This window comes from Taklimakanibacter deserti (genome assembly GCA_003574785.1).
Genome location: QORU01000017.1, coordinates 139,018 through 153,023 on the forward strand (window position 1 = coordinate 139,018; position 14,006 = coordinate 153,023).

Genomic DNA, 14,006 nt, shown 5'->3' on the forward strand with positions numbered 1-14,006 from the left:
ATGGACGAGACCGCGCCGCCCGGACCCGATCCCCTGACCAGGCTTGCGCTGGAGAAGCTCAACGACATCGTCGTGCCGGAGCCGGTCTCCTGGCTGCCGCAGACCTGGGGCTGGCTGGCGCTGGCGCTCCTCCTTCTGGCGCTCATCGCCTGGGGACTGCTGCGACGACATCAGCGCTATGTCGCCAACCGCTATCGCCGCGAGGCGCTCGCCGACCTCGGTTCGATCGAGGCGACACTCGGTACCGCTGAAACCCGCGCAGAGGCGATCGCCGGCATCGCTGAGCTCCTCAAGCGCGTCGCGCTCAAGGGTTGGCCGCGCACTACCACGGCTTCGCTCTCCGGCAAGGCCTGGCTCGCTTTCCTCGCTGAGCATGATGGCGGCCGTCTTGTGGCGGAGCCCGCGTCGCGGTTTCTCGATGACCTCGAATACCACGCGGATGCTGCGCTCGCCGGCATAGAGGAAAACGATGCGCGGCAATTCGCCGATGCGGCGCGGCACTGGATCGAGAGGCATCATGTATCAGCTTGACCAGCCCTGGCTCCTTGCCGTGCTGCCCTTGCCGGTGCTGGTCTGGTGGCTGGTGCCGGCCTATCGCAAGACGGTCGCGGCGCTGCGCATCCCGTTCTTCGACGAGGTCGCGGAAGCCGCCGGAGTGAAGCCGACGGAAGGCTCGATCGTTCCGCGCCGCAACTGGGCGCAAAGGCTGCTGGCGCCCTTGTGCTGGTTCCTCATCGTGCTGGCGCTGGCGCGGCCGCAATATGTCGAGCCGCCGGTCACCAAGACCGAGCCGCAGCGCGACCTGCTGCTGGCGCTCGACCTGTCGCAGTCCATGGACACGCGCGACTTCCGCGATCCCGCAGGGCAGATGGAGACGCGTGTGGCGGCGGTGAAGCAGGTGGTGGGCGACTTCGTCAAGCGACGGCAAGGCGACCGCATAGGCCTCATCGCTTTCGGCGATGCGCCTTATCCGCTCGTTCCCTTTACCCTCGACCATCAGACCGTCGAGACCATGATCGCCGAGGCACTGCCCGGCATGGCGGGACCGCGCACCGCGCTTGGCGATTCGATCGGCCTCGCCATCAAGATGTTCGCCGACAGCAAGGCTCCGGAGAAGGTGCTCGTCCTCCTGACCGACGGCAACGACACGGCGAGCCGCATGCCGCCCGACCGCGCCGCCGACATCGCCAAGCGCAACAACATCGTGGTCCACACGGTGGGCATCGGCGATCCGCAAGCATCGGGCGAGGACAGGCTCGACACGGAGGTACTGCAGAAGGTCGCCGGCGCGACCGGCGGTCGCTATTTCCTGGGCGAGGACCAGGCGCAGCTCGCCGACATCTATGCGACGCTCGATGAGATCACGCCGGCCAATCAGGAGACGCTCTCCTGGCGCCCGGTGATCGAGCTCTTCCACTATCCTTTGGGCGCCGCCCTGATCCTGGCGCTCCTCTATCATGCCCTGGCCTGGCTCTTCGCGAGCCTGGGCCCGCGGGCGCGGACCGCGTCATGATCGGGGATTTCCATTTCCTCAGGCCATGGTGGCTCTTGGCGATCCTTGCCGCGGCGGCGCTCGTCTTGCTCATCACCCGCCGGGGCGATGCCCGCACCCGCTGGAAGGACCTCATCGCGCCGCATCTGCTCGACCGGTTGCTCATCGAGCGCCACGGCAGCGGGCGCTGGCAGCCCGTGCATTTCGTCGGCCTCGTCATTGCCCTCGGTGCCGTCGCCGCCGCGGGGCCGACCTGGCAGCGCCAGCAGCCGCCTTTCGTCGAGGACAAGGCGCCCCTGGCGATCGCCATCGACTTGTCGCCGACCATGGATGCGATCGACATCACACCGTCGCGCCTCGAACGGGTGAAGCTCAAGGTGCAGGACATCCTGAAGCAGCGGCCGGGCGCGCGAACCGCCGTCTTTGCCTATGCTGGCAGCGCCCATATGGTGCTGCCGCTCACTGACGATGCGGGCCTCGTCAACACCTATGTAGCGGCGCTCCAGACCCGCATCATGCCGGTCGCCGGCAAGAATACCGCCAAGGCGCTGGAGGCCGCTGAGCAGGGACTTGCCCGCGAAGACGTGCCGGGTACCATCCTGTTCCTGACCGACGGCATCGAGCCCGCCGCGATCGACGTCTTCAAGCGCCAGAGCGGCAACAACGAGATCATGGTGCTGGGCGTCGGCACGGCCGAGGGCGGGCCGGTGAAGACCGGCGAGGGACAGTATCTGAGCGATGCCGGCGGGCGCGTGCTGGCCAAGCTCGATGTCGCGCAATTGCGCGATTTCGGCAGGGATGCCGGCATCGCCGTCGCCACCATCACGCCCGATGACAGCGATGTGCGCTGGATCGTGTCGCGCATCCGCACGCATCTCCAGGCCAAGCTCGCGCAAGGCCAGACGCGCTGGCGCGATGCCGGCTGGTGGCTCACCATTCCCCTGGCCTTGATGAGCGCCTTCTGGTTCCGGCGCGGCTGGTCGGTGCAATGGGTCTTCGCGGCGGTACTGGGCGGCGCCCTGCTGCTGCCCGGCAAGGCCCAGGCCGCGGAAACGACCTTCATCGATCTGTGGCTGACGCCCGACCAGCAGGGGAGGCTCGCTTTCGAGAAGGGCGATTATGCGAGGGCAGCCGAGCATTTCACGGATCCGATGTGGCGCGGCGTGGCGCTCTATCGCGCCGGACAGTTCGGCGCGGCGCTCGATTCCTTCGCGCAAGTGCGCACCGCCGAGAGCGCCTACAACCAGGGCAATGCGCTGGCACATCTCGACCGGCTCGACGATGCGGCGGCAAGCTTCACCGAGGCGCTGAAACTGCGGCCGGGATGGCCCGCGGCGGAAGCCAATCTGGCGCTCGTCCGGAAGCTCATCACCGATCGCAAGAACCAGGAACAGGAGCAGGAAGAAGGGCCCAATCTCAAGCCGGACCAGATCCAGTTCGACGAGAAGGGCAGCAAGGGCAAGGCAGGCAAGGTCGATCTCGCCCAGCAGACGGCCGATATGTGGATGCGCAACATCCAGATCACGCCGACCGATCTTCTGGCGCGCAAATTCGCCATCGAGGTGCAAGGGGCGAAGCCATGATCTTGCGCAGCCTCGCTTTCCTGCTTTTCCTGCTCACGGCCTCGGCCGGGCTCCATGCGGCCGAGCCTTTGGTGAGAGTCGAGATCCTGACGCAGCCGCCGATCGCCGCCGGCCAGCAGGTGCAGGTCCAGGTCGACGTGCTGGCGCCCAATTTCTTCCTGTCGCCGCCGAAATTCCCGCTCTTCGACCTGCCCAATGCGATCGTCACCTTGCCCGATACGGGCGCGCAGAATCTGGTCGAGACGATCGAGGGCCAGAGCTATGCCGGCATCCGTCGGACCTATATCGTGACCCCGCAAACAGGCGGCGATTTCACTTTGCCGCCGGCGAAAATCACCTTCATCTATGCGGCGGTGCCCGGCCAGCCCGGAAGCGAAGGCTCGGTGACACTGCCGCCGCAGAAATTCAGGGTCGCGGGCGCGCCGCCAGGCACGCCGGCGACGGCACAGCGGATCACCGTCACGCAAAAGCTCGACCGCGACCCCGAAAACCTCAAGGGAGGCGATACGCTGGTGCGCACGGTCACAGTCGAGGCCTTGGGGATGCAGGCGATGATGATCCCCGTGCCCGAGTTCACCGCGCCCGAGGGAGTGCGTCTCTATCCGCATGATCCGGTGCTGAGCGACAAGATGGATCAGGGACAAGGGTCGATCGGCGGCACGCGCGTCGATCGCGTGACCTATGAATTCGAGAAGGCCGGAAGCTACCGGCTGCCGGCGATCGAGATATCCTGGTACGACCCCGCGACGCAGAAGAACGAAGTGGCTGAGGCGCCCGAGGTCACCGTGTCGGTCGCGGCCACGGCGGGGTTTACCCCGGCCATCAAGCCGCCCGAGATCACCGAGGAGGCGCCGAAGCGACCTGACTATCTGCGGCTCCTGCCTTGGGCGGCGGGCCTTGCCGCACTCGCTTTTCTCGCCTGGCTCGTGCCAGCCTTGTGGCGAGGGCTGCGCCAGTGGCGGCAGGCGTGCCGGCAGCGCTACGAGCAGTCCGAAGCCTATTCCTTCCGGCAATTCTCCTCGGCCTGCCGGAGCGGCGAGGGCGCTCCCGTCTATGCGGCGCTCCAGTCCTGGGCGGACCGCGCCAAGACGGCGCCGCTGCGAGAGTGGCTCAGCCGTGGCGGCGATAGCGCCGCGCTGGCGCAATATGAGCGGCTCGAAGCGAGGCTCTTCGCGGCGACAGCAGCCACCGGATCCTATGATGCAAGCGAGCTCCTCGCCGGGATCGCGCAGGCGCGCAACAAGTGGCTGGCCCGCAGGACAGAGAGGTTGCGTCCCGCCGCGCTGCCGCCGCTCAATCCTTGACCGCCATCAGGTGCCTTAGCCTCTACGATATATCCGTTGAAATATGACGCTTGCCATCCTGGTTCCGTGTCGTAATATCCAATAGGATATATCGATCGGAGACTCTCATGTTTCGCGCTTTTATCTTGCGCCTTCTTGCGTTCGCTTGCTTTTCAATGCTCGGCTCTATTGCGGCCCGTGCGGATGAGGCCCTTGTGGCGGTTGCCGCCAACTTCGCGGGCGCCGTCGAAGCCATCGGTGCTGAATTCACCAAAGAGACCGGACACAAACTGCAGATCACCACGGGCTCGACCGGCAAGCTCTATGCGCAGATCGGCGAGGCGGCGCCCTTCACCATACTCCTCTCGGCCGATGCAAAGACGCCCGCAAAGCTCGAACAGGAAGGCAAGGCCGTGGCCGGCACCCAGTTCACCTATGCCGTGGGCAAGCTGTCATTGTGGAGTGCCGATGCCCAGAGGATCGGGCCGGACCCCAAGGCGGCCCTGAGCGCCCCGAGCACGCTTCACGTTGCGATCGCCAATCCCGATCTTGCGCCCTACGGCGTCGCGGCGCGCGAGGCGCTGACCGCAATGGGATTGTGGGAGACGATCCAGCCCAAGATCGTGATGGGCCAGAATATCGGCCAGGCTTTCTCGCTGGTCGATACCGGAGCGGCCGAAATGGGCTTCGTCGCCACTTCGGCCCTGGACATTCCGGGGAGCAAGCCCAAGGGTTCGCGTTACGACGTGCCGCAGGAGATGTTCAAGCCGATCAAGCAGGATGCGATCCTGCTGAAGGCGGGCGAGGGCAATGAAGCCGCCAAGGCCTTCCTGGAGTATCTCAAGGGCGAAAGGGCAAGGGCTATCGCGCAGTCCTTCGGCTATGGTACCGAGTAAGGCATGGACCTGCCTGATCTCGGCCCTCTTTGGCTCACCCTTCAGCTTGCTGCGATCACCACGGCAATATTGCTTGTCCTCGGCACACCCATCGCCTGGTGGCTGGCGCATACCAGAAGCCGGGTGAAGCCTCTGGTGGAGGCCCTGACCGCGCTCCCCCTGGTGCTGCCGCCGACTGTGCTGGGCTTCTATCTTCTGGTCATGCTCAGCCCGAAATCCACCATTGGCGGCTTCTGGGTGCAGATGACGGGCACGACGCTGACCTTTTCATTCATAGGGTTGGTCGTCGCTTCCGTCTTCTATTCGATGCCCTTCACGGTCCAGCCCCTGCAGGCGGCGTTCGAGGCCGTGGGGCGAGATCCGCTGGAGGCCGCCCAGGTGCTGCGCGCCGGGCCTCTCGATCGCTTCTTCACCGTCGCCGCGCCCATGGCCGCGCGCGGCTTCCTGACGGCGGCGGTCCTGAGCTTCGCCCATACGATCGGCGAATTCGGCGTGGTGCTGATGGTGGGCGGCAATATCCCGGGCAAGACCAAGGTGATCTCCATCGCCATCTACGAGCATGTGGAGACCATCAATTATACGAGCGCCCATGTGCTGTCGGCGGGCCTCCTGGTCTTCTCCTTTCTCGTGCTGCTCTTCGTCTATACGGTCAATCGAAGATTTCCCATCCATGTGTGATGCGTCATGACGCTCCTGGTCGATATCCGGGTGAGCTATGGCGATTTCACCCTCGAGGTCGCGCAGGAATTCGCGCTCAGCGGTGTGACCGGGCTCTTCGGCCCATCAGGATCCGGAAAGAGCACGCTGCTCAGGGTGATCGCGGGGCTCGAGACCCGCGCCCGCGGCCGCGTGCTGATGGGCTCCGAAGTGTGGCAGGACGAGAGCAGCCGGGTGCCGGCAGAGCGGCGCGGCGTGGGCTATGTGTTCCAGGATACGCGCCTCTTTCCGCATCTGAGCGTTGCGGGGAATCTGAGCTATGCTTGGCGACGGGCGAAGGGCCTCAATGGTCCGGGCCTGGAGGAAATCATAGCGGCGCTTGACCTGGCGCCGCTGCTGTCGCGCCGCCCGTCGGCACTTTCGGGAGGTGAGAAGCAGCGTGTGGCGGTCGGCCGGGCGCTGCTCACGGCGCCCAAGATCCTCCTGATGGATGAACCCCTCGCCGCGCTCGACGATGCGCGCAAGGCCGAGATCCTGCCTTATCTGGAGCGCCTGCGCGATCAGTCGCGGGTCCCGATCCTCTATGTCAGCCATTCGGTGGGCGAGGTCGCAAGGCTGGCGCAGAACATGGTGGTGCTGCGCGGCGGCCGGGTCTTGCGGGCAGGGTCCGCGGTTGATGTCCTGTCGGATCCCGATGCCGTGCCCATGGTCGGTCCACGCGAGGCCGGTGCCGTAGTCGAGGCGCGCGTCGTCGCTCACCATGAGGACGGCCTGACCGAGCTCGCCGTATCGGCTGGCAGGCTCTGGCTGCCGCGGATCGAGGCTCACCCGGGCGATATACTGCGCCTGCGCATCCCGGCGCAGGAAGTGATCCTCGCGCGTGCCCGCCCGGAAGGGCTCTCGGCGTTGAACATCCTGCCGGTGACGGTGACCGAGGTGAGAATGGGCGAAGGTCCGGGTGCAATCGTCCAGCTTCAGGCGGGGTCGGATCGCCTGCTGGCGCGCCTCACGCGGCGCTCCGTCGATGCGCTCGGCCTCGAGCCCGGCGCCCAAGTCCACGCCGTCATCAAGTCGGTGGCCCTGGCCAAGAGTGATATCGGCACGGCGCATGTTGCTGCCTTGTAGGTAAGTCTCACCCAGCAACCCATCACACGCTTGCCACCACACCCACTTATGGCAGAGTGCGCGCATGTCTTATCCGCCCAGCCCGTTGCTCACTGCCCGCGCCCTCGATCTCGTGCGTCAGGGTCTCATGCGCGCAGGCGCTCCGGCCGTGCTGCCTGCACGGCTGCTCGTTGTCGACCCCGAACGCCAGCTCGCCGTCTGGCTCGAGGATGGAAAGGCCGCCGGGGCTTGGCCGGTCTCCACCGCCCGTGCCGGGATTGGCGGCAAGGAAGGTTCCTTTCGCACGCCGCCGGGTTGGCACCGCGTCAGCGCGTGGATCGGCGAGGATGCGGCACCCGGCACCGTGTTCGCCTCGCGCGAGCCGACCGGCGAGACGTGGGGCGGAGAGGCGTTGGAGGACGATCTGATCCTCACGCGCATTCTTACCCTCGAGGGGCTCGAGGAGGGCGTCAATCGCGGGCCGGGCTGCGACTCGCTTCAGCGCTACATCTATCTGCACGGCACGAATCACGAGAGCCTGCTTGGCCGGCCCGCGTCGCATGGCTGCGTGCGCTTCTCGAATGCGGATGTGTGCGAGCTATTTGGCCGACTGCGGCAAGGCGATTTCGTCTTCGTCGCTGCACCCGATGCGCCAAGCATCCCTGACCCGAAGGGCGGAGGTCGCTTCCACTATGCAGGCGTAGGCGGCTCCGGCATGAGCGCGCTGGCCCAATTCCAGGCCATGACCGGCGGCAAGGCGAGCGGCAGCGACCGCGCCTTCGACCGCGGCGAGCGCGCCACCTTGCGCGCCCAGTTCGAACGGCTCGGCATCGAGATCCTGCCGCAGGACGGGAGCGGGCTTGGTCCTGACTGCGCCGCGCTCGTCGTCTCGACGGCCGTCGAGAATCAGGTCGCCGACGTCGTCGCGGCTCGCGCCCTAGGTATTCCCGTCATTCATCGATCCGAGATGCTCGCGCATTTCGTCGCCGCCTATCGCACGATCGCCGTGACCGGAACCAGCGGCAAATCGACGGTGACGGCGATGATCTTCGCCATCCTGAGCGGGGCCGGCCGCGACCCGTCGGTGATCACCGGCGGCGATCTGCCGGAATTGTCGGCGCAAGGCCTGCCCGGCAATGCCTGGGCAGGTCGATCGGACCTGCTCGTGGTCGAGGCCGACGAGAGCGACGGCTCGCTTGTGCGCTATACGCCGGCCTTGGGGGTGATTCTCAATCTTCAGCGCGACCACAAGGAGATGGCGGAGGTCGCGGCGATATTCGCCACGCTGCGCGCCCGCGCGCGTGAGGCGCTGGTGGTGGGCGATGCCGAGAATCTCGACCAGCTCGCGGGCGGAGCACTTCGTTTCGGCTTCGGCCCACGCGCCCAGATCCGTGGCGAGGATGTCGAGCTTGGACCCGATTCGAGCCGCTTCCGCGTGGAGGACACGCATTTCGAGCTGTCGGTGCCCGGCACGCACAATGTTGCCAATGCGCTTGCTGCGATCGCCGCCTGTCGCGTGATCGGCGTGGCGCTGGAAGATATGGCGGGCCCGCTCGCGAATTTCTCAGGGATCGGGCGGCGCTTCCAGAGTGTCGGCAAGGCGCAGGGCGTCGAAGTGATTGATGATTTCGCCCACAATGCAGAGAAGATTACCGCCGCGATCAGAACGGCGAAGCTTCGCGCTGGACGCGTGCTCGCCATCTATCAGCCGCACGGCTACGGGCCGACGCGTTTCCTGCGCCGCGACTTCGTGGCGACCTTCTCGCGCGAGCTCGGGCCGGATGACCGCTTGTTCATGCTCGAAGTCTTCTTCGTGGGCGGCACCGCGACGCGCGATTTCTCGTCGGCCGACATCGTGGCGGAAATCTCAGCGCTCGGCGCCAATGCCGAATTCGCACCCTCACGCGAATGGCTGGTGCGCCGGATCGCGCAGGAAGCACGGCCGGGCGATCTCGTTCTCGTGATGGGTGCCCGCGATCCCTCGCTCAGCGAGCTTGCCCGTGCGATGCTGGCGCGCATCGAAGCGCCGCAAGGGGTAGCCGCGACGACGGAGGCCGGCGCGGCACCAGCACAGCCGAGCCTTGCCGGCCTGCCCAAGCAGTTCCCGGCGTAAATCCTCAAGCTTTTTTGAGGGTTCGTCGCTGGCCCGCGCGCCATCGGCGTTTGGCGAATCGTCCAACGATAGGACAGCGGACTCAAGGTACGCGGCTCCAGCCGGTAGAAGGTGCGCTCAGGGTCCCTTCACAGCGCGCGACGGTGACGGGCGGTTGGCCCATAGTCCAACTTGATTGTGGTCCGGATTTCGGCACGGTACACCGACTGGTAACCCACTCTGTCGGTTTTTCGTGACGTGAGTTCCAACTCTGGTACACTGGTGGGCCGGGGATAGTTGAGTAACGGGGGGACACCTTGTGAGGTCTGCCTACGCGCCAATTCCAGCCGCACTTCTGGTCGGAGCTGTCCTTTTTGCGTCCCCCGAAGCTGAAGCAAGCAGAGTTGACGACCCCATTGCGCATGCTCAACGGTGGGAGGCGCGACAAAAATACTTCAGATCCGGCACGAAGATCAGGCCCACCAAATTCGGCAAAGCTCGGAGCCGCAAGTCACCGAACCGTGCCGAGAAAGCGATTGTTGCGCCAAAGGAGCCCGACGCAGCGCTGAAGAAGGCAAGCATCGCCTGGATGGCGATGACCAAGACGCAGCGCAGCGGTCCGCGTGAGACAGGCAAGCCCCTTGTAATCGAAACCGCGCCTATCGACCCCGCAAAGGAGGCCATCTTTGCGCCAAGGAAGGCCGACGCAGCGCAGAAGATGGCAAGCATAGCCTGGATGTCGATGACCAAGACGCTGCGCAGCGGCCCGCGCCAGACAGGCAAGCCCGTCGCGCCCTTGCCGATCGCCGTGCCCCAGTTTCGGATCAAGCCGAATGAAACGAACGACACCGCCTATGTGGTCGACATCATTCGCGAGCTCGCGCCTTCCTACGGTGTTCCGACATGGTTTGCGCTGCGCATCGCCATTGTCGAGTCCGGCTACGATCCTTATGCCCGTGGACTGGCCGGCGAGTTTGGCGTCTATCAGCTCAAATGCGAGACGGCGCGTGTCATGGGCTTTACGGGCGAATGTTTCCAGCTCACCGATGCGCGCACCAATGTGCGCTGGGGCCTCAAGCATCTGTCCCTCGCCATCGCCTCGTCCGGCGGCGACTTGCAGCTAGCTGCCTCCAAGCACAATGGCGGCCTCGGCTTCAAGTCGCTGGTCCAGAGCTACGTTGCGAAAGTGTTCTGACCAGACGCACGTATTGCTGACAAAACCGTCGATCAGCCTTGTCCCGCGCACTCTGCTTAAGGCAGATCGCGCATTTGAATGCCGAGATACATACAAGCTTTATCCTGATCGAGCGTCATGCTTCGAAGGTCGCCCCCAAGTCTCAGAAGTCCGATCAAAAAAAGGCCCAGACTAAGGAAAAACCTCTGTAATGGAATGGCAGACGTGTTGCGGTCAGACTGCAACACCGCCGATTGCGAGGAAGTGAAACGCTGGTTCAAGGCGTGTCGCTAAAGTGCTTCAACCGCAAGTTTTCGAGAGCAACTTTCTCGTGTGCCGCGACGATGGCCACGGTCAGCGGCTTTGTCAGGCCACTTCGGAGCGGCAACCCGAAACCATACTTGTCGGGCTCGAAAGTCGCGCCGACGACGGTGAGCGTGTTGCCGGGGCGCCGGAGCCTTGCCGGACGTGGCGACTGACATGACGTGATAAAAATTATCCGCAAGCCCGTCGCGCCATCGGTTTGGAAATTCGCTGTTGAACCGCCGGTCAAAGGTGGTCAGAAGAAACGTGGCCACCACTATGATGCCGGCAAGCATTGCATAAGTGCGCAGGAATCCTGCGTCGCGCAGCCCCGCGAACACGTCTGAAAAACTTGTCGCGTGATTGTCGTTGACCATCAGACGGAGGCCGGCGTCGTACCAGGGGTGCGTGAAATCGATACGCTCGATGCGTGCCTCCGTGATCGACAGGTTGGTCACGGCCACGTCGAGCTTTCCGCTGGAGGTTGCCTCGATCAAGTCGGTTACTGTTGCAACCTCTTCATAGTCGAAGGGAAGCTTGAGTTTCGCCGCGAGAGCTTCCCACGGCTCGATAGCCATGCCGGTGAACCGGTCGCCTTCCTTCATGACGAAAGGAGGGCTGATGTAAACCCCAACCCGAAGCGGCTGCCTGGAAGGCGTGGAAGTGTCCTGGGCGCTTGCCATGCCGACTGCGAGGGTCAAGACGACGCAACTCAGCAGCAACCGGATGGCCGCGATCGCCACCCCGAGCCACCGCCGTTCTGCGCAGGAGGGTCTGGGCACTTTCTGTCTCACGGAACGATCGTCGTGAACAGATAAACGGCGAAGATCACCAGATGGACGGCGCCCTGCAGGATGGTCGTCCGGCCGGTGCCCAAGGACAGGGTGGCGACGAGGAGCGTCAGGCCCAGCAGAACCATGCCCTTGAAATCGAGGCCGAGCACCAGGGTCCAGCCGGTGGCGAGCGACACCGCAGCAACCGCCGGGATGGTGAGGCCGATCGAGGCGAGCGCCGAGCCCAGCGCCAGGTTGATGCTGGTCTGCAGCCGGTCGACGCGTGCCGCCTTCAAGGCCGCGAGGCTTTCGGGCAGGAGGACGATGGCGGCGATGATGATGCCGACGACCGCCTTGGGGGCGCCCGCGGACATGACGCCCGCCTCGATGGCCGGCGCCAGCAGTTTGGCGAGGAGCACCACCGCAACGAGGCAGACGAGCAGCAAGGCGGCGCTCACGGCGGCAACACGCCCGCTCGGCGGTACCGCATGGGCATCTTCGTCATGGGCCGCGGCCCCCGCGGGCAGGAAATAGTCGCGGTGCCGGACCGTCTGGACAAGCACGAAGGCGCCGTAAAGGAAAAGGGACACGACGGCGATGAGCGCGAGCTGGCTCGTGGAATACATCGGGCCTTCGGTCGTCGTCGTGGTGTTGGGCAGAACGAGGGTGATCACCGACAGGGCCGCCAGCGTCGCCAGCGCCGCATTCACGCCATAGTGGCCGAAGGACTGCTCACCATGGCGCGAGCCCCCCACCAGCAGGCAAAGCCCGATCATGCCGTTGAGGATGATCATGATGGCGGCGAAGATCGTGTCGCGCGCCAGCGCCGCCGTGACCTCGCCGCCGGTCAGCATCATGGAGACGATGAGCGCGACCTCGATCACCGTCACGGCAAGGGCCAGAACCAGGGTGCCGAAGGGCTCGCCCACCCGGTGGGCGACGACCTCGGCATGATGCACCGCCGCCAGCACGCAGGCGATCAGGCCAAGGCCCAGCGCCACATTGAACAGGGGAAGGGTATAGGCGAAGGACGTGGCAATGAGGAGCCAGCCAACAAGGGGGCTGAGCCAGGTCCATAGCGGAAGGTGGCCACGAAGCATGTCTCGCTCGAAATTAGGGCAAGCGGCCCGCCCCGGCGCGCCACTCCATTGATCGGTCGCATATTGGAGGGCCGGGTTCCGATTGTCGATAGACGGCGCGGGCTTAGGGCGATGGGAGCCGGCGGATGGCGAGCTTCAGCGAAGGCGCCGACGCGGAGGAAAGCTGCAGAATCAGGGGGCCCTGCTTGAAGACGAAGCGCACGCTCTTGCGCAAACCCGGGCAGCCATGGACGCCGGAAAATTCGAGCGATGGGCGATAGGCGCCGTCCTGGACGATGTCGATCCAGGCCTCGTCCGAAAGCGTCACCTGATAGGTGCCGGGCTTCGCGACCACGCTGAATGCCAGCACCGCGCCCAACGGCTTGTCGGGCTTGGGCTTGCCTTCCGGCGGCAGCGCAAAACTCACCTCAGCGCTCGGTTTGAGCGCAAGGTCGAAAGCGCCATCGGCCGCCTCGCCGACCGACGCGCCCGACTGCAGCTCGGTCAATTTGCCCGCCTCGAACCATGATCTTTCGGCGGCGAGCGGCCATTTGAACTGGGTGCAGGCGGGGGCCTCCTCGGCCTGCGCCGCGGCTGCCAGAACACAGAGAGCCAACGCCGCAAGCGCGGTGCGCATGACTTCAGTCCACCGCGACCATGACATCGGAGGCCTTGATGACGGCATAGGCCGTCATCCCCTTCTTCACCCCCAGCTCCGTGACGGCTTCATTGGTGATCGATGCGGTCACGATGTTGCCGCCGACGTCGAGACGGACATGCGAGGTGACGGCGCCTGTGCTGATTTCGACGACAGTCCCCTTAAGGACATTGCGCGCGCTCAATTTCATGTGCAGAGTCTCCTTCGTCAGTTCGCTGTCTCGTTGTATCTGAAATAGCATAACGCGAACTGCGCATAACTGGCAATGTTTGGCTTATGCGTGCTTGACCGAATCGTGCGTTGAAACCCAGATGAACAAACAGCGTTGGGGACAATGATCGTACCCAGCTGATCAGAAGGAAGCGTCAAATGGCTAGACGTGTTGCTAAGAAGAAAGCCGCGAAGAAAGCTAAGAAAGCCGCCAAGCGTTCGTCGAAGAAGGCGGCAAGGAAGCCCGCCAAGAAGACAGCCCGCTCGGCGAGAGCCGTAAAGGCGCGCAAGGCCCGGCCGGCGAAGAAGAAGGCGGCGAAGAAGAAAGCTGCGAAGAAGGCAGGCCCGGTGAGGCGTGCGGTGAGAAGCGTCAAGCGGGCGGCCAAGGCGGCGGTCGCCGCGGTGACGGGTTCGTCCGCTCCCGAGAGCGCGCCAGCCCCGGAATCACGGCCGGCGGGCGACGGGGACTCCGGACCCAACTGAGGGCGTCAGTTCAGCTTGAATGCGTGCAACACGGCCGGACGGATGTCCGGCCGTTGTTTTATGGTCGCCCTTGAGGCGACCATCCAGGACATAATGGGCTTGTTTGCTGGATGGCCGGGTCAGGCCCCATAGGCGCTAAGATAAGGCCAGTCCGGGTAATAATGTCCAAGTCTGGGGCATCCGCCGTCGTGGCGGCTCGCGCAAGCGGTATCGGACGCG

At 64.9% G+C, this 14,006-nt stretch carries 15 protein-coding genes; 10 read left to right on the plus strand and 5 right to left on the minus strand.

Annotated features, from left to right (window positions below; translation table 11 throughout):
- The 8 genes from DS839_RS29805 (at position 1) to DS839_RS29840 (ending at position 9,128) form a co-directional block, all read left to right on the plus strand.
- Positions 1-531 (plus strand): DUF4381 domain-containing protein, encoded by a 531-nt coding sequence (locus DS839_RS29805; protein ID WP_119274148.1) that lies wholly within the window; start codon positions 1-3, stop codon positions 529-531.
- A complete protein-coding gene (locus DS839_RS29810) occupies positions 518-1,513 on the plus strand; it encodes a vWA domain-containing protein (RefSeq protein ID WP_119274149.1) in 996 nt (331 codons plus the stop codon). Before DS839_RS29805 ends, DS839_RS29810 begins: the two co-directional genes overlap by 14 nt.
- On the plus strand, positions 1,510-3,075 hold the full coding sequence (locus tag DS839_RS29815) for a VWA domain-containing protein (RefSeq protein ID WP_119274150.1): 1,566 nt from the start codon (positions 1,510-1,512) through the stop codon (positions 3,073-3,075). The genes DS839_RS29810 and DS839_RS29815 overlap by 4 nt, the downstream gene beginning before the upstream one ends.
- Positions 3,072-4,379 (plus strand): BatD family protein, encoded by a 1,308-nt coding sequence (locus DS839_RS29820; RefSeq protein WP_119274151.1) that lies wholly within the window; start codon positions 3,072-3,074, stop codon positions 4,377-4,379. The genes DS839_RS29815 and DS839_RS29820 overlap by 4 nt, the downstream gene beginning before the upstream one ends.
- A 194-nt stretch (positions 4,380-4,573) precedes the next feature.
- A complete protein-coding gene (gene modA / locus DS839_RS29825) occupies positions 4,574-5,254 on the plus strand; it encodes a molybdate ABC transporter substrate-binding protein (RefSeq protein ID WP_368911996.1) in 681 nt (226 codons plus the stop codon).
- Between the two features lie 3 nt (positions 5,255-5,257).
- Positions 5,258-5,932 carry a molybdate ABC transporter permease subunit gene (modB, locus tag DS839_RS29830; RefSeq protein WP_119274152.1) on the plus strand — a complete coding sequence of 225 codons (675 nt, stop codon included), beginning with the start codon at positions 5,258-5,260 and terminating at the stop codon, positions 5,930-5,932.
- A gap of 6 nt (positions 5,933-5,938) precedes the next feature.
- On the plus strand, positions 5,939-7,036 hold the full coding sequence (modC, locus tag DS839_RS29835; protein WP_119274153.1) for a molybdenum ABC transporter ATP-binding protein: 1,098 nt from the start codon (positions 5,939-5,941) through the stop codon (positions 7,034-7,036).
- A 64-nt stretch (positions 7,037-7,100) separates the two neighbouring features.
- A complete protein-coding gene (locus DS839_RS29840; RefSeq protein ID WP_119274154.1) occupies positions 7,101-9,128 on the plus strand; it encodes a L,D-transpeptidase family protein in 2,028 nt (675 codons plus the stop codon).
- 405 nt (positions 9,129-9,533) lie between these two features.
- Here DS839_RS29840 and DS839_RS36725 read toward each other — a convergent pair whose 3' ends face one another.
- Positions 9,534-9,857 carry a hypothetical protein gene (locus DS839_RS36725; RefSeq protein ID WP_162918894.1) on the minus strand — a complete coding sequence of 108 codons (324 nt, stop codon included), beginning with the start codon at positions 9,855-9,857 and terminating at the stop codon, positions 9,534-9,536.
- Between DS839_RS36725 and DS839_RS29845 the strand changes: the two genes are divergently transcribed.
- Positions 9,850-10,302 carry a transglycosylase SLT domain-containing protein gene (locus DS839_RS29845; RefSeq protein ID WP_162918895.1) on the plus strand — a complete coding sequence of 151 codons (453 nt, stop codon included), beginning with the start codon at positions 9,850-9,852 and terminating at the stop codon, positions 10,300-10,302. The genes DS839_RS36725 and DS839_RS29845 overlap by 8 nt on opposite strands.
- Before the next feature lie 269 nt (positions 10,303-10,571).
- On the opposite strand, the gene DS839_RS29850 is transcribed toward DS839_RS29845, so the two are convergent.
- The 4 genes from DS839_RS29850 to DS839_RS29865 form a co-directional block, all read right to left on the minus strand.
- Positions 10,572-11,327 (minus strand): transporter substrate-binding domain-containing protein, encoded by a 756-nt coding sequence (locus tag DS839_RS29850; protein ID WP_368911997.1) that lies wholly within the window; start codon positions 11,325-11,327, stop codon positions 10,572-10,574.
- A 47-nt stretch (positions 11,328-11,374) separates the two neighbouring features.
- Positions 11,375-12,457, minus strand: coding sequence for a calcium:cation antiporter (locus DS839_RS29855; protein ID WP_119274156.1), 1,083 nt, complete (start codon positions 12,455-12,457; stop codon positions 11,375-11,377).
- Between the two features lie 103 nt (positions 12,458-12,560).
- Positions 12,561-13,073, minus strand: a complete 513-nt coding sequence (locus DS839_RS29860; RefSeq protein WP_119274157.1) for a hypothetical protein — start codon at positions 13,071-13,073, stop codon at positions 12,561-12,563.
- A 4-nt stretch (positions 13,074-13,077) separates the two neighbouring features.
- Positions 13,078-13,284, minus strand: a complete 207-nt coding sequence (locus DS839_RS29865; RefSeq protein WP_119274158.1) for a TOBE domain-containing protein — start codon at positions 13,282-13,284, stop codon at positions 13,078-13,080.
- Positions 13,285-13,463: 179 nt separating this feature from the next.
- Here DS839_RS29865 and DS839_RS36730 point away from each other — a divergent pair, with 179 nt between their 5' ends.
- Positions 13,464-13,787: a histone gene (locus DS839_RS36730; RefSeq protein ID WP_162918896.1), complete on the plus strand. Its 324-nt coding sequence runs from the start codon at positions 13,464-13,466 to the stop codon at positions 13,785-13,787.
- Positions 13,788-14,006: the final 219 nt, after the last annotated feature.